At 57.6% G+C, this 14,840-nt stretch carries 13 protein-coding genes and 1 pseudogene; 3 read left to right on the top strand and 11 right to left on the bottom strand.

What is annotated here, in order from left to right; translation table 11 throughout:
* The first annotated feature begins 84 nt into the window (after nucleotides 1-84).
* Nucleotides 85-639: a GNAT family N-acetyltransferase gene (locus KO1_RS00325; RefSeq protein ID WP_004103848.1), complete on the top strand. Its 555-nt coding sequence runs from the start codon at nucleotides 85-87 to the stop codon at nucleotides 637-639.
* A 156-nt stretch (nucleotides 640-795) separates the two neighbouring features.
* Here the strand turns inward: KO1_RS00325 and pbpG are convergent, their stop codons facing one another.
* Together pbpG and KO1_RS00315 are read right to left on the bottom strand one after the other, a co-directional pair.
* Nucleotides 796-1,743 (bottom strand): D-alanyl-D-alanine endopeptidase, encoded by a 948-nt coding sequence (gene pbpG, locus KO1_RS00320; protein WP_004103849.1) that lies wholly within the window; start codon nucleotides 1,741-1,743, stop codon nucleotides 796-798.
* A 173-nt stretch (nucleotides 1,744-1,916) separates the two neighbouring features.
* Entirely contained in the window at nucleotides 1,917-2,504 is a 588-nt protein-coding gene (locus KO1_RS00315) for a Yip1 family protein (RefSeq protein WP_004103850.1), read from the bottom strand.
* Between the two features lie 155 nt (nucleotides 2,505-2,659).
* Here KO1_RS00315 and KO1_RS00310 point away from each other — a divergent pair, with 155 nt between their 5' ends.
* Nucleotides 2,660-3,229: a DedA family protein gene (locus KO1_RS00310; protein WP_004103851.1), complete on the top strand. Its 570-nt coding sequence runs from the start codon at nucleotides 2,660-2,662 to the stop codon at nucleotides 3,227-3,229.
* 104 nt (nucleotides 3,230-3,333) lie between these two features.
* On the opposite strand, the gene mdtQ is transcribed toward KO1_RS00310, so the two are convergent.
* Nucleotides 3,334-4,773: a multidrug resistance outer membrane protein MdtQ gene (mdtQ, locus tag KO1_RS00305; protein ID WP_004103852.1), complete on the bottom strand. Its 1,440-nt coding sequence runs from the start codon at nucleotides 4,771-4,773 to the stop codon at nucleotides 3,334-3,336.
* A 119-nt stretch (nucleotides 4,774-4,892) separates the two neighbouring features.
* On the opposite strand from mdtQ, the gene KO1_RS00300 reads away from it, so the two are divergent.
* Nucleotides 4,893-5,627, top strand: coding sequence for a class I SAM-dependent methyltransferase (locus KO1_RS00300; protein ID WP_016809253.1), 735 nt, complete (start codon nucleotides 4,893-4,895; stop codon nucleotides 5,625-5,627).
* Nucleotides 5,628-5,690: 63 nt separating this feature from the next.
* Here KO1_RS00300 and KO1_RS00295 read toward each other — a convergent pair whose 3' ends face one another.
* The 8 genes and pseudogenes from KO1_RS00295 to gtdA all read right to left on the bottom strand — a co-directional run bounded on the left by KO1_RS00295 (nucleotide 5,691) and on the right by gtdA (nucleotide 14,836).
* Nucleotides 5,691-7,085, bottom strand: a complete 1,395-nt coding sequence (locus KO1_RS00295) for a glycoside hydrolase family 1 protein (protein WP_004114081.1) — start codon at nucleotides 7,083-7,085, stop codon at nucleotides 5,691-5,693.
* A 17-nt stretch (nucleotides 7,086-7,102) separates the two neighbouring features.
* A pseudogene (bglF, locus tag KO1_RS00290) lies at nucleotides 7,103-9,074 on the bottom strand (PTS beta-glucoside transporter subunit IIABC).
* A 53-nt stretch (nucleotides 9,075-9,127) separates the two neighbouring features.
* Entirely contained in the window at nucleotides 9,128-9,961 is an 834-nt protein-coding gene (bglG, locus tag KO1_RS00285; protein ID WP_004103859.1) for a transcriptional antiterminator BglG, read from the bottom strand.
* A 152-nt stretch (nucleotides 9,962-10,113) separates the two neighbouring features.
* A complete protein-coding gene (gene dusC, locus KO1_RS00280) occupies nucleotides 10,114-11,052 on the bottom strand; it encodes a tRNA dihydrouridine(16) synthase DusC (RefSeq protein ID WP_004114085.1) in 939 nt (312 codons plus the stop codon).
* Nucleotides 11,053-11,221: 169 nt separating this feature from the next.
* The gene (locus tag KO1_RS00275) at nucleotides 11,222-12,415 is read right to left on the bottom strand and encodes a 3-hydroxybenzoate 6-monooxygenase (RefSeq protein ID WP_032728552.1); all 1,194 of its coding nucleotides are present in this window, start codon (nucleotides 12,413-12,415) and stop codon (nucleotides 11,222-11,224) included.
* 8 nt (nucleotides 12,416-12,423) lie between these two features.
* Nucleotides 12,424-13,068 (bottom strand): maleylacetoacetate isomerase, encoded by a 645-nt coding sequence (gene maiA / locus KO1_RS00270; RefSeq protein WP_016809257.1) that lies wholly within the window; start codon nucleotides 13,066-13,068, stop codon nucleotides 12,424-12,426.
* Nucleotides 13,069-13,076: 8 nt separating this feature from the next.
* Nucleotides 13,077-13,775, bottom strand: a complete 699-nt coding sequence (locus KO1_RS00265) for a fumarylacetoacetate hydrolase family protein (RefSeq protein ID WP_016809258.1) — start codon at nucleotides 13,773-13,775, stop codon at nucleotides 13,077-13,079.
* A 23-nt stretch (nucleotides 13,776-13,798) separates the two neighbouring features.
* Nucleotides 13,799-14,836 (bottom strand): gentisate 1,2-dioxygenase, encoded by a 1,038-nt coding sequence (gene gtdA / locus KO1_RS00260; RefSeq protein WP_004103869.1) that lies wholly within the window; start codon nucleotides 14,834-14,836, stop codon nucleotides 13,799-13,801.
* Between the last annotated feature and the right edge of the window lie 4 nt (nucleotides 14,837-14,840).

Below are 14,840 nucleotides of genomic sequence, written 5' to 3'. Positions count from 1 at the left end.
GGGGCTGTTCAGCCGCGGGGCTTCTGTATTACGCTGCACGCCGGAGAAATCTCCTCTCCGGCAAACCCGCTTAAGGAACCCAACATGTCCGCAGTGGATAAATTACACGACGCTGACTTAGAGATCCGCGAGGCGCTGCCCGATGACGCCCACGCCATCGCCGCGCTGTACGTCTGGCACGTGCTCAATGGACGCGCCTCTTTTGAAGAGATCCCGCCGACCGTCGACGAGATGCGCAAGCGTATTAAAACCGTGCGCGATAGCGGGCTGCCGTGGCTGGTTGCCCTGTGGCGCGGAACCATCGTCGGCTACTGCTACGCCACGTTTTATCGCCCTCGCCCGGCCTACCGCTACACTCTCGAAGAGTCCATTTACGTGGAGGCGGGAATGGGCGGACGCGGCATCGGCAGCGCGCTGCTCTCCCGGTTAATAGAGAAATGCGAACAGGGACCGTGGCGACAGATGTTGGCCATTATCGGCGACGGCCACAGTAACGCCGCGTCGATTGCAATTCATAAAAAGTTCGGTTTTAGCGTGGCGGGCCAGCTGCGCAGCGTTGGTTATAAGATGGGCGACTGGCGCGACACCTTGATTATGCAGCGCCCGCTCGGCGATGGCGACTGGACGCTGCCGGAGTAACCCCTCGGGGTCGCGGGTAAGCGGTAGCACGGACAGGCGCGCCAGCGCCGCCTCCGGGAAAATCCCCCGGCTCGCACTGCGCTTAGCCAGGCTACGGTTCAGCGCGGTTCTGTAGCCCGGATAAGGCGTTTACGCCGTAATCCGGGGAAATGGGGGTTAATCGTTCTGCGCGGTCTGCGCGCCGCCTTTCAGCATCGCATCGGCCATCTGCGCTTCGCGCTGTTTTTTATAGCTGAGCGCGGAAGCCGGAACCGGCATCACCTTCCCGGTTTCAATCCACGTTCTCAGACGGCTGGCATCGGCAAAGTGGGTATATTTGCCAAAAGCATCCATCACCACCAGCGCTACCGGGCGCTGATTAATCACCGTACGCATAATCAGGCAGTGGCCCGCAGCATTAGTAAAACCGGTTTTGGTCAGCTGAATATTCCAGTTATCACGATAGACCAGATGATTGGTGTTACGGAACGGCAGCGTGTAGGCGGGATGGGCGAAAGTCGCCATATCTTCCTTCGTGGTGCTCAGCTGGCCAATCAGCGGATACTGCTCGCTGGCGATCAGCAGCTTAGTCAGATCGCGCGCGGTGGAAACGTTATGAATCGACAGGCCAGTGGGCTCAACGTAACGGGTGCGGGTCATTCCCAGCGCCTGCGCTTTGGCGTTCATCGCGCGAATAAAGGCGTTATAGCCGCCGGGATAATGGTGCGCCAGGCTGGCAGCGGCGCGGTTTTCCGACGACATGAGCGCCAGCAGCAGCATATTGCGGCGGCTGATTTGGCTGTTCAGGCGAACGCGTGAATAGATCCCTTTCATTTCAGGCGTCTGGCTGATATCAACGGTCAGCATCTCATCAAGCGGCAGATGGGCATCCAGCACCACCATCGCGGTCATCACTTTAGTGATCGACGCCATCGGACGAACCAGATCCGGCTGGCTGGCATAAATGATCTTTTTGCTGGCAAGGTCGACGATCATCGCGCTGCCGGACGCAATATCCGGCTGGGAAGCGGACACCGCCGCGGGGGATTTAGCCATCGCCTGGGGCGCAAAAGGCACAGCCAGCAGCAACGTCAGGCTGAGCAAAGAAACTCGAAATTTGGTCATCGTGAACATTCTGAAAAGTATTTTTGCACGTTATGAACGTACGCCGCGGCGCTGGGGATAACACCGCTGGCAAAAATCATCATACCCTGTCAGAACGCGCGCTGGCTAATAAGAATCGTGAACAAATGCTGCATTGCCGACATAAAAAACTATTTATGCCGGCAATGAGTTAATCAGAAGAGTCGATAGCCGTAGCCCCAGAGGATCACGGTGATGGCGAGCAGCACTTCCAGCACCAGCACGCCAATCGCCAGGGTCGAGCTGGCGAAACTTAGCCCCTCTTCTTTATTGATGCCAAGGAAAGTCGGGATCCCGAGATAAAGCAGATAGCCGGTATAGAGCAGCGCGACGGTTCCCACCAGCGCGCACAGCCACACCAGCGGATAGAGCGCCACGATCCCGCTCAGGAATAGCGGCGTGGCGACATAGCCGGCGAAAACCATACAGCGTTTAAGGGAAGGCCGCTGCGGATAGCTTCGTGCCATCCACCAGATAACCCGCCCCATCACCGCGACCCCGGCGAGCATCACGGCATAAAACAGCACCGCCAGCGCCAGGCCGGTCATCAACGACAGTTTTATCACCGTGCCGTCGCCGAAGTTCCAGCCCAGCTGCGTGGTGCCGATAAAGGCGCAGATAACCGGAACCGCTGCCATAACCAGCACATGGTGCGTGTAGTGATGCGAAACGGTTTCGTTTTCGCTTTTAATAACGCTCATCTCTTGATTAGGATGCGAGAAGAGCCCCCAGACATGGTTCATAGCGTCCCCCTTGTCACGGCGTGGTACAGCACTGATCCAAGTATAATTCACCTTGTAGATTATTTTGTGTACAGCAAGAAAAATGCGCTTCCCCGGCATTTTTATCATCAGGGTGTATGATTAAGGGACTGACGTTTTATGGAGTTTATCTTTATATGGATATCAATAACCTGATTACCCAGTACGGCTACGCGGCGCTGGTCATTGGCAGCATGGCGGAAGGCGAAACCATCACGCTGCTCGGCGGCGTGGCGGCACATCAGGGATTATTGAAGTTCTGGCTGGTGGTTATCTCGGTCGCCCTCGGGGGAATGATTGGCGATCAATTGCTTTATTTGCTCGGCAGACGCTTTGGCGGACGCATCCTGCGCCGGTTTTCCCGGCAGAAGAAGCGGATCCAGAAAGCCCAGCGCATGATCCAGCGTCGCCCCTACCTGTTTGTCATCGGCACCCGCTTTATGTACGGCTTCCGGGTTATCGGCCCGCTGCTGATTGGCGCCAGTCGACTGCCACCGAAGGTGTTTCTGCCGCTGAATATTCTCGGCGCGATTATCTGGGCGTTAATTTTTACCACGCTCGGCTATCTCGGCGGCGAAGCGATAGGCCCGTGGCTGCACCATCTGGACGCGCATTTGAAACACTGGATCTGGCTGATTCTGGCGGTGGTGCTGGTGGTTGCGGCGCACTGGTGGCTAAAGCGCCGCGAGGCAAAGAAGAAAGAGTGATGAGAGTGCCCGGATGGCGGCATCAACGCCTTATCCGGGCGACAGACCCACAGACCATGCGATCTGCAGCCCGGCTAAGCGCAGCGCAAGACGGGGAAACCGAACTACTTCGCCGCCTGATGATACCCGCCGCCCAGCGCGGAGGTTAGCTGGATGCTGGCATCAAGCCACTGGCCGCGCAGACGCAGAGCGGTAATGCGCTCCTGCAAAGCGGGCAGCTTCGCCAGGCTGACGCGCGAACCGGAAATAATCCCGGCATTCATCCGCGCCTGCGCCAGAGCGACCATCCGCTGAGCATCCTTTTCAACCTGCTGCTGCTGCTGATTTTTCGCCATCAGCGTCTCAACCTGGCTGGCGGTTTTCGCCACCTGATTAACCGCATCGACCACCGCTTTGTTGTACTTCGCTATCGACAGGCCATTTTGCGCGCTGGCGATATCCAGATTCGCGTTCAGCCGACCGCTATCAAAGATCGGCAGGGTCAGCCCGGCAGTGACGCCCATCTGCTGGGCAGAGTGGCGGAACAGATCGCTGAGATGCAGAGCATCCTGTTGCAGGAAGGCCATCAGGTTGATATCCGGATAAAACGCGGCTTTCGCGGCATCAATTTCGCTTAAGGAAGCTTCGATATACCAGTGGGCGACCTGCAGATCAGGACGTCGCGCCAGCAGCTCATAGCCCAGCTCATTGGGCATTTGCGCGCTGACGGCAGGCAAATCCGCCGGATGCAGATTCAGCGCCTGGCTCTGATTGTTGGTCAGCGCCATCAGCCGCGCTTCAATCTCTTTCATACTGCCGGCAACGTCGGCAAGCTGCTGATCGGTTTTACTGACGTTAATGTCGTTCTCCGCCCCTTCGGCCGAGTTGGTGATCCCACGTTGATACAGCGCAGTATCCACGGTAACGACGTTATTCTGTTCGCGCTTCATCTGCGTCAGCACGTTTTTAATGGCCGCCTCGGTCTGCCACTGCCAGTAAAGACGGGCGACGCTGCTGGCCAGCAGTTCACGGGTCTGGGCTTCTTCAGCGACCTGAGCTTTGACTTCACCGATTCGCGCTTGTAACAGCGCGCGGTTTTTACCCCACAGATCCAGGTCCCATCCGGCGGTCAGCCCGAAGGTACCGTTGGTGTACCACGGCCCGGTATTGCCGTCGGTATCGGTGGCAAACGGTCCCATCAGCCCCTCGGAAGACATTTTCTGCCGTTCAATATCGGCGGAAAAATCCAGATTCGGTCCCAGGGTGGATTGCGACATCCGCGCCTGCGCTTCCGCCAGTTTGATGCGCTGCCCGGCAATCTGCATGTCCGGCGCATTGGCTAAGGCACGCTGAATCAGGCTATTGAGCTGAGGGTCATGATAATCCTGCCACCAGTTGCTTTGCGGCCAGCCGTTTTTCACGGCGGCGGGCAGTTCCATTGCGATGTGGGATGCCGGGGTTTGCTGCTGGAGCGGATTGCCAATATCGTGCGATGGCGCGCAGCCCGCCAGCGCGATGGCCAGTGGCAGGCCAGCCAACGCGCGTTTGCTCAAAGTCAGGTTCATGAAATCGGTCAGGTGATTAAATAAGGTCGGGTATATTAAGCTAATTGCATCATAGCCGTTTAGTAAAGCGTGTGCCGTAACTATTAGCAGGCTAAAAATAAACTTCTCATGGAGTGAAAATGAGTCAGAACATCTATGACGATCCCGCTTTTTTTGCCGGATACGCCACCCTCGACCGTTCAGTTAAGGGGCTGGAAGGCGCGCCTGAGTGGCCAACCATACAGCAAATGCTTCCGCCGTTATCCGGTTTACGCGTCGTCGATCTTGGCTGCGGCTACGGCTGGTTTTGCCGCTGGGCCCGCGATCGGGGCGCCGCGCAGGTCGAGGGACTGGATCTCTCCAGCCGGATGCTGGAGCGCGCCCGCGAAATGACCCGCGGCGAAGGTATCCGCTACCGCTGTGAAAACCTGGAGAACCTGACCCTGCCCGCAAATAGCTGCGAGCTGGTCTATAGCTCGCTGGCGCTACACTATCTGCCCGATGTGGCGCCGCTGTTCGCTACCGTTTACCAGGCGCTGACGCCCGGCGGTACGCTGCTGTTCTCCGCCGAGCATCCCATCTATACCGCCCCGCCGCAGCAGAGCTGGCTGGAAGATGAGAACGGACAGAAGCGCTGGCCGGTGAGCCACTACCAGCAGGAGGGCGAACGTATCAGCAACTGGTTTGCCGACGGGGTGAAGAAGCAGCACCGCAAGCTGTCCACCTGGATAAACCTGCTGGTGGCCGCCGGTTTTATCATCGAGCATCTGGATGAATGGGGGCCAACGGCGGAGCAGATTGCCGCCCAGCCAGCGCTGGATGAAGAAAAAGAGCGGCCGATGATTTTTCTGCTGCGCGCGCGCAAGCCGGCGTAATACGCAAAATGGCCCGGAGGTTATCCGGGCCATATGGATGATGTTACTTTCGTGCTCAGGGCATTACTCTTTTAAGCTGCCGCCGTTAGTGGCAATCACCTCTTTATACCACCAGAAGCTCTTCTTGCGGCTGCGCGCCAGGGTGCCGTTGCCTTCATCATCGCGATCGACGTAGATAAAGCCATAGCGTTTGGACATCTCCGCTTTCGAAGCACTCACCAGATCGATAGGTCCCCAGCTGGTGTAGCCCATCACCTCAACGCCGTCCTCAATTGCCTCACGAACCTGCACCAGATGGTCGTTAAGGTAGCTGATCCGGTAATCGTCGTTGATGCTGCCGTCAGCTTCCACTTTATCTTTCGCGCCGAGACCGTTTTCCACGATAAACAGCGGCTTCTGATAGCGATCCCACAGCACGTTCAGCAGCGTGCGCAGACCGAGCGGGTCAATCTGCCAGCCCCACTCCGAACTTGCCAGATGCGGGTTTGGCACCATGCTGAGAATATTGCCGCGCGATTTTTTGTTCAGCTCTTCGTCGGCGGTCACGCAGCCGGTCATATAGTAGCTAAAAGAGATAAAATCGACGGTCTCTCTCAGGGCTTCGCGATCGGCATCGGTGATCTCAAGGCTAATGCCGTTGTCGCGGAAATAGCGCAGCATATAGCCCGGATAAGCGCCGCGGCACTGGACATCGCCAAAGAACTGCCAGCTGCGGTTCTGCTGCAGCGTTTCAAAAATATCGTCCGGTTTGCAGCTCAGCGGATACATCAGGCCGCCGAGCAGCATATTGCCGATTTTTCCCTCAGGCACGATGTCATGGCAGGCTTTAACCGCCAGCGCGCTCGCCACCAGCTGATGGTGAATGGCCTGGTAGACGTCCGCTTTGCTGCTGTCAGCCGGCAGACCAACGCCGGTCATCGGCGCGTGCAGGGACATATTGATTTCATTGAAGGTCAGCCATAGTTTGACCTTCGTCTTGTAGCGCTCAAACACCGTGCGGGCATAGCGTTCGAAGAAGCCAATCACTTTGCGATTGCCCCAGCCGCCGTAGTTTTTCACCAGCGCCCACGGCATCTCATAGTGCGACAGCGTCACCAGCGGAGTGATATTGTGCTTCGCCATTTCGTCAAACAACTTGTCGTAAAAGGCCAGTCCGGCTTCGTTGGGCTGCGTTTCGTCGCCCTCAGGGAAAATACGCGCCCAGGCAATCGATACGCGCAGGCAGTTAAAACCCATTTCGGCAAAGAGGCTGATATCTTCCGGGTAACGATGATAGAAATCGATGGCGACGTCTTTTATGCCGCTATCGCCAGGTACGCGTTCTACCACATCGCCAAATACGCCGCGCGGTTGGACGTCAGAAGTGGTTAATCCTTTCCCCTCTTCCAGATAAGCGCCTTCGACCTGGTTTGCCGCGGTCGCGCCGCCCCATAAAAACGCCTGTGGGAATGTCTTCATTCATCTCTCTCCTGTGATTAACGGCTTACGGACAACAGCGGCTGACCGGCATCCACCGCGCTGGCGGAAACAATGTCGAGAGCACGGTAATCGTCGCTGTTGCTGATAATAATGGGCGTCGCCAGATCGTAACCGGCGTTCAGAATCGCCTGACGGTCAAACTCCAGCAGCAGATCGCCCGCTTTAATTTTGTCGCCCTCTTTAACATGGGCGGTGAACGGCGCGCCATCGAGCTTGACGGTGTCGATGCCCACATGGATAAGCAGTTCAATTCCGCTATCGCTCAGCAGGCCGATAGCATGTTTCGTCTGGAAAATCGAGGCGACTTCCCCCGAGAACGGCGCAATAACTTTGCCTACTGAAGGGATAATCGCCACACCCTGGCCAAGTAAACCGCTGGCGAAGGTGCTATCTGGAACCTGATCGAGCGCCAGCACGCTGCCGGTCATCGGCGCCAGAATATCGTTTTCCGAGGCCGGGGCCACGACAACGGCCGCCTGTTCGGCGGCGCTGCGCGGCAGCCCGGCGACTAACGTGAGCACGCAGGCGATGATTAATGCGCTAATCGTTCCCAGCGCGCCGCCCCACACCGTAGCGTCAATGCCCTGCGGCGGGATCATCTGCGCCAGGGTGAAAATATTACCGAAACCGAAAGAATAAACGTGGCTGTCGCTGAAGCCGACAATCGCGCCGCCGATAGCGCCAGCGACACAGCCGAAGATAAAGGGACGGCGGAGCGGCAAATTCAGCCCATAAATCGCCGGCTCGGTCACGCCGAAGATCCCGGCGGATACCGCCGAGCCCGCCAGCACTTTTTGCCGGGCATCGCGAGTGCGCAGGAAAATCCCCAGCGCGGCGCCAACCTGACCCATTACCGCCGGCAACAGCATCGGCATCATCGAATCATGGCCAAGCACGGCAAGGTTGTTAATCATCAACGGTATCAGGCCCCAGTGTAAACCGAAGATGACGCACACCTGCCACAACGCGCCCATCGCCGCCCCGGCAAGCCAGGGCGCAACCTGATAGATAAGCAGATAGCCATTGGCCAGCTGCTGGCTCAGCCAGGTCGCAACCGGGCCGATAATCAGAAACGTGAGCGGGACAACCACGGCCAGGCAAATCGCCGGGGTAAAGAAGTTCTTCATCGACGAGGGCAGTATTGCGTTGCTCCGCCGCTCAATCCAGCAGCTCACCCACGAGGCGAGGATAATCGGGATGACCGACGAGCTGTAATTGATAAAGGTCACCGGAATGCCAAGGAAATATTCCGCCGCGGCGTCAGGCGCCATACTGGCTTCGAAAGATTGAATCATCAGCGGATGAGTTAACGCGCCGCCGATCACCATCGTAATAAAGGCGTTACCGCCAAATTTCTTGCCGGCGGTGTAGCCGAGAAATAGCGGGAAAAAGAAGAACAGCGCATCGCTGGCGGCAAACCAGATTTTATAGGTCGCCTGTTGCGTCGTTAACCAGCCGCAAACGACAGCCAGCGCCAGCAGTCCTTTGAGGATCCCCGAGGCCGCCAGGACGCCGATAAACGGGGTGAAAATACCGGAAACCACGTCGATAATCTGGCCGATAATCGACACTTTTTCGCCCTTCACCGCAACCGGCTCACTGTCGTCCGTCAGGCCGGCTTCGCTGCGCACCGCCAGCCAGACATCATGTACGTGGTTACCGATGACCACCTGAAACTGGCCGCCGCTTTCCACCACCATGATGACGCCAGGATTCGCCTTCAGTCCTTCGGCATCCGCCTTCTTGCTATCTTTAAGCTTAAAACGCAGCCGCGTTGCGCAGTGAACCAGACTCACAATATTCTCTTTGCCGCCTACCCGGCTAAGAATATCCTGCGCGAGTGCTTTATATTCCATGCTGTTTTTCCTTACTTCCGCTGCCCGCAGGCATCGTTAACTGAGTATTAAAAATAAAAAAACCCGAGAACAACGCCGTGTAAGCGTTGCGCTCAGGTTTTGCCTGCATAATGCAGTAACAATCCAGTTGTAGAGTGGGAGCCTGGCGCCAGGCCCGATCGGCGCTTAGCGTCCCTCTTTTCTCACCCGTTCAATATGAATGGCGAGAAACATAATTTCTTCCGTCGTCAGCGGCCGCTGGTAGCTCTTTTGCAGGTGCCGGGCGACGGTTTCCGCACACTTCCATGCTTTTGGGTAGTTATCCTTTACCGCGCTGTGCAGCGTCACATCATCATCTTCGACCACCGTTCGCGTCAGCATACGCTGGGCGAAAAACTTAAGATGCGTAACGAAACGCTGGTAGCTCAGCGACTCTTCGTCGTAGTTAAGGGTCAGCTGATATTTCACCAGTTGCAGAATCTCCTGCATGACCCGGGTAACGTGCATCACCTCCGGCATTTCGCTGTTGAGCTGCGCCGTCACCAGATGCAGGGCAATAAAACCCGCCTCATCTTCGGCCAGTTCAACGCCAAGCCGTTTGGCGATAATCGCCCGCGCTTCCTGCCCTAACTCAAACTCCTTAGGATACAGCCGTTTTATTTCCCACAGCAGCACATTACGAATGGCGAGGCCCTTCTTCTGCCGCTCGATCGCAAAGTGGCAGTGATCGGTCAGGGTAATGTACAAGCTGTCCTGTAACTTACCGAGACGACCGCGCGCCAGATCGATAATCCGATCGCAGGTGGTCATCACTTCTAACGGTATCTGACTGAGTAATTCGCCTAAACGACCAATCAGTTCATCGCTCTGCAGCGCGAAGACTTTTTCAATTTTACTTTCATCAAGAGAGTCACCAACGCGTTTTTGAAAGGCAAGTCCTCGGCCCATGACCACCTGTTCGCGCTGCTGCTCATCGACAACCACCACTACATTATTATTAAGTACTTTGGCGATTTGCATATGAACCCCAAAAACAAAAAAACCTGACCCTGACAGATGCCAGGAAATCAGGTTTTGCCTGCCGGAGCAGTAACAATCGGTAGTGAGTATTTCACTGTCCGCCGGGTAATCTCAATGGGACAAGCAAAAAAATGTGATGCAGGTCAGATAGTTTAGCTACGCCAGTCGTTAATCGTGCGCGCAATACTGGTTGAATCCTGTAGAGTGCGCACCGCGCTGAACAGATCAGAAGCTTCGAGGTATTCTTTACGCAAATAGCTCAACCACTGTTTGATACGCGCGACGTGATAAAGGCCGGTATCGCCCTGCTTTTCCAGACGGGTATATTTTTGCAGCAGCCCGACGACCTGGGGCCAGGGCATACGCGGTTCGTTATATTTTATCACCCTGCTTAAGTTCGGCACGTTCAGCGCGCCGCGGCCAATCATTACCGAGTCGCAGCCGGTCGCGGCCAGGCAATCCTGAGCGCTTTGCCAGTCCCAGATTTCACCGTTGGCCACCACCGGGATAGTCAGGCGCTGACGGATTTCGCCAATAGCCTGCCAGTCAATGCGCTCCGCTTTATAGCCATCCTCTTTGGTGCGGCCGTGAACCACCAGCTCGCTGGCCCCCGCCTGCTGGACCGCATCGGCTATTTCAAATCGCCGTTCGCCGCTGTCCCAGCCAAGCCGAACTTTTACCGTGACCGGTAGTTCGTCGGGAACCGCCTCGCGCATCGCTTTCGCGCCGCGATAGATAAGCTCAGGATCTTTGAGCAGCGTTGCCCCGCCGCCGCTGCCGTTCACCAGCTTTGACGGGCAGCCGCAGTTCAGGTCAACCCCCCAGGAACCGAGTTCGACCGCGCGAGCGGCGTTTTCCGCCAGCCACTGCGGATACTGCCCGAGCAGCTGCACGCGCACGCGGGTGCCGGAGGGCGTCAGGCTGTTGTTATGCAGTTCCGGGCACAGTTTGTAGAACGATTTTACCGGCAGGAGCTGATCCACCACGCGCAAGAACTCGGTGATGCAGAGATCGTAATCATTGACTTCGGTCAGCAGCTCGCGCACCAGCGAATCGAGCACGCCTTCCATCGGCGCCAGTAGTACACGCATATTGTTTATCATTGCCCGAAAAAAAGAGGCGCTATGGTAGCGCCTCTGGATGCGGGTTGAAAGGGGTGAATATCGGTTTTACCGGCGGCGCTGCTGCTTCCCGGCTTGCGCTGCGCTTAGCCGGGCGACAAGGTCGCCTCTGTCTGCGGGCCGGGAAATGCACGGCCGCTTAACGTGGTTGCAGGCAGTTACCCTCTTTCCAGCCGTACAGCCACTCAATGCCGCGATAAAACTCGCTCTGGGTTTTGCCTTTCCACAGCAGATTGCGCACCTGGCGCTCAACCCCGGCAGCGTGATAGACCCGCCCCATTTCACGCGTCGACCAGACGATCCGCGCGGTACGCGGAATACGCACCGATTCATACAGCGCGAAAGCGCGGGCGGCGTCGCCGTCGCACTGGGCCAGCGCTTTACCCAGGGTCACCGCATCTTCCAGCGCCATACAGGCCCCCTGCGCCATATACTGCGCCACCGGATGCGCGGCATCGCCGACCAGCGTAATACGATCGTTGCCCCATTTTTCTACCGGCTCGCGATCGGCGGTGGACCAGCGGCGCCAGGAGGTCGGTTTATCGAGCATCTGCCGGGGACGCGGGTGGATACCTTTAAAGTAGGAGAGCACCTCTTCTTTACTGCCGTCGCGCACGCCCCACTCTTCCTGCTGCCGACTATGGAAGGTCACCACCAGGTTGTACTGCTTACCGCCGCGCAGCGGATAATGCACCAGGTGGCAGTGCGGACCCGCCCACAGTACCGGCGCATTGATGCGTAAATCGTCCGGCATATCGGCGGCATCGACGACCGCGCGATAGACCACGTGGCCGGTTACCCGCGGCGAATCGCCCAGCAGGCTTTGGCGCACCACCGATTTACCGCCGTCGCAGCCGATCAGAATATCCGCCGTCCAGCTATTGCCTTTATCATCAAACACCGTCACGTCATCGGCGGTCTGGCGGATATCCACTACCTGCGTCGAAGTACGATACTCGACGGCCGGATGGGTCAGCGCCGCCTCCCAGACGGTGGCGTGGATATCCACCCGGTGGATCACCGCATACGGCCCGCCAAAATGGTCGCGGAACGCCTGTCCTGTCTCAATGTGCACGACCTCTTCGCCGTTTATCGCATCCATCATGGTGATATGGTCGGTAAAGACCGCCCGCTGACGGGCGACTTCGCCGACGCCGAGGCTGTCCAGCGCCGAGAACGCGTTTGGGCCAAGCTGGATCCCGGCGCCAATTTCGCCGATTTCATGCGCCTTTTCCAGCAGCATCACCTTGATACCCTGGCGCGCCAGCGAAAGCGCCGTGGCTGCCCCGCCAATACCGCCGCCGACAATGATTGCTCGCATCACTTTTGCCATGTTGCCTCCTAAGCCGGGATCTTATCTTGTTGGTTTTCCGGCGCGGCGGCGATAAACGCCGGCAGCCGGGTACAGGCGTCATAAACCGCCTGGCAGCGCGGATAGTGGCTGAGATCGCAGCCCATCCTCAGCGCGTTGGCCCACTGCGGCACCAGACAGCAGTCCGCCAGGGTGGGGGCATCGCCCACGCAAAAATCGCCGGATTTCGCGTGGCGCAATAGCTGTTCAACGGCGCTGAACCCCTGCTGGATCCAGTGCGCATACCAGCGTTTTTTCTCCTCTTCGCTCACCTTAAGCTCGTCGCCAAGGTAGCGTAAAACGCGCATGTTATTAATGGGATGAATATCGCAGGCGATGGCGTATACGATCTCCAGCACCCGCATGCGCGCGCTGTCTTCCTCAGGCAGCAGCAGCGGCTGCGGATAGTGCCGATCCAGCCAGTCCGCTATCGCCAGCGACTGGCCGAGAGATTCACCTTCGTCGGTAATGAGCGTCGGCACCAGGCCGACCGGGTTCAGCCGCCGGTACTCCAGCGCATTCTGCTGGCCGATGCGGATATTGACGCCCACGCTCTGGTAGTCGATGCCTTTCAGCGCCAGCGCGATGCGCACGCGGTAAGAGGCAGAGCTATTAAAAAAACTGTACAGCTTCATCATTCACCTCACACCACGCGCACGGCGATTGGCGTTAGTCCATCTACGTTGCCGGTGATAACATCGCCTTTCACCACCGCGCCAACGCCTTCTGGAGTCCCGGTAAAAATCAGGTCACCGGGCTGCAGCTCAAAGAAGCCGGAAAGATAGCTGATAGTTTCATTAACCGACCAGATCAGGTGGCGAATATCGCTGCGCTGATGATCTTCCCCATTCACCTGCAGCCAAATTCCCGCCTCGTTGACGTCAACCGTATCCGCTTTGTGCAGCGGCGCTATCGGCGCGGAGAGATCGAAGGCTTTGCCAATTTCCCAGGGACGGCCCATCTGGCGCATCTCCATCTGGCGATCGCGGCGGGTCATATCCAGACCGGTGGCATAGCCCCAGATATACTCATGGGCCTGCTCCAGCGGGATATCGCTTCCCCGTTTGCCAATCGCCACCACCAGCTCAATTTCATAGTGATAGTTGTCGGTTTGCGCGGGATACGGCAGGTTCAGCGTCTCTCCCGCAGCGACGGGCACCACCGCATCGGCAGGCTTGCAGAAGAAAAACGGTGGTTCGCGATCCGGATCAAAGCCCATTTCACGCGCGTGAGCGGCGTAGTTGCGGCCCACGCAGTAAACGCGGCGTACCGGAAACTGCTCATCGCTGCCGACAACCGGAACGCTAATTGGGGCCTGGGGAGCAAAAACGTATTGAGTCATGATGGAGTCCTTATTCGTATTTTTTAATAACGCGCTTCGCGGAACAGGCCGAGCGCTTCCTGCACGGGACGGTCCGAAAAGCTGAATAACACGGTATCTTCGGCGGAGATAAAAGAGACGGCGTGCCAGGTGGGCACCACGAAGATATCCTTTGCCTGGAAAGAAAATGTCTGCTCGCCGATAGTCACCTGGCCGCTGCCCTCTACCACGTGATAGATGGTGCTATCGGTGGTTTTTGCCGCTCGCGAGGTAAACCCTTTCGGCAGCAGCTGGAGAAAGGCGCCCATCGATGGCATCGGGTAGCCACCGGTGACCGGGTTGACGTAACGCATCTTATAGCCGTCCCACTCGTCGGCATCCCCCATACGCGTCAGATCGTGCAGCGCTTCGCGGCTGCGGTCGTAGCGATAGTTAAAGATGGGCGAAGAGTTGCCAACCTGATGGCGCAGCGGCAGCATATTGGCGGCGTAGCGCGGCAGATAATCCCCCTCTTTGCGGGTCACCGGCTGCTGATCCTCCGGATAGTCTTCCGCGAAACCGCAGCCCAGATAGTTCACCAGCGGCAGATCGAGGCCATCCACCCAGACAACCGGCTCATTGCCCTGGTTGCCGTGGTCGTGCCAGCGCCACTGCGGCGTCAGAATAAAGTCACCGGCCCGCATTTGCGTGCGTTCGCCATCGACGGCGGTAAATGCCCCTTCACCTTCAACCACAAAGCGCAGCGCCGACTGGTTATGACGGTGGCTCGGCGCCACTTCGCCGGGCATGATCAGCTGTAAACCGGCATACAGCGATGAAGTAATCGATGACTGTCCGCGCAGCGCCGGGTTCTCCAGCACCAGTACGCGGCGTATCGCCTCTTTCGCGCCAATCAGCTCGCCGCTTTTCAGCAGCAGCGGACGAATCTCCTGATAGTTCCAGTAAGCCGGCGCACAGGTAGGGTTCGGCGTTTTCGGGACCAGATGGTGCAGCGATTCCCAAAGCGGCGTCAGGTTTTGCCCGGAAATATGCTGATAGTAGTTCTGACGATCGTTGTTGATTTCCATGGAAGATTGGGACATGAGC

Source organism: Klebsiella oxytoca NBRC 105695 (assembly GCF_001598695.1).
GTDB lineage: Bacteria > Pseudomonadota > Gammaproteobacteria > Enterobacterales > Enterobacteriaceae > Klebsiella > Klebsiella oxytoca.
This window is presented reverse-complemented; position numbering and strand designations above follow the sequence as displayed.

Excerpts from the sequence above, each read along its gene's own strand:
- KO1_RS00325 (WP_004103848.1), top strand. The coding sequence starts at position 85 with ATGTCCGCAGTGGATAAATTACACGACGCTGACTTAGAGATCCGCGAG.
- pbpG (WP_004103849.1), bottom strand. The coding sequence starts at position 1,743 with ATGACCAAATTTCGAGTTTCTTTGCTCAGCCTGACGTTGCTGCTGGCT.
- KO1_RS00315 (WP_004103850.1), bottom strand. The coding sequence starts at position 2,504 with ATGAACCATGTCTGGGGGCTCTTCTCGCATCCTAATCAAGAGATGAGC.
- KO1_RS00310 (WP_004103851.1), top strand. The coding sequence starts at position 2,660 with ATGGATATCAATAACCTGATTACCCAGTACGGCTACGCGGCGCTGGTC.
- mdtQ (WP_004103852.1), bottom strand. The coding sequence starts at position 4,773 with ATGAACCTGACTTTGAGCAAACGCGCGTTGGCTGGCCTGCCACTGGCC.
- KO1_RS00300 (WP_016809253.1), top strand. The coding sequence starts at position 4,893 with ATGAGTCAGAACATCTATGACGATCCCGCTTTTTTTGCCGGATACGCC.
- KO1_RS00295 (WP_004114081.1), bottom strand. The coding sequence starts at position 7,085 with ATGAAGACATTCCCACAGGCGTTTTTATGGGGCGGCGCGACCGCGGCA.
- bglG (WP_004103859.1), bottom strand. The coding sequence starts at position 9,961 with ATGCAAATCGCCAAAGTACTTAATAATAATGTAGTGGTGGTTGTCGAT.
- dusC (WP_004114085.1), bottom strand. The coding sequence starts at position 11,052 with ATGCGTGTACTACTGGCGCCGATGGAAGGCGTGCTCGATTCGCTGGTG.
- KO1_RS00275 (WP_032728552.1), bottom strand. The coding sequence starts at position 12,415 with ATGGCAAAAGTGATGCGAGCAATCATTGTCGGCGGCGGTATTGGCGGG.
- maiA (WP_016809257.1), bottom strand. The coding sequence starts at position 13,068 with ATGAAGCTGTACAGTTTTTTTAATAGCTCTGCCTCTTACCGCGTGCGC.
- KO1_RS00265 (WP_016809258.1), bottom strand. The coding sequence starts at position 13,775 with ATGACTCAATACGTTTTTGCTCCCCAGGCCCCAATTAGCGTTCCGGTT.
- gtdA (WP_004103869.1), bottom strand. The coding sequence starts at position 14,836 with ATGTCCCAATCTTCCATGGAAATCAACAACGATCGTCAGAACTACTAT.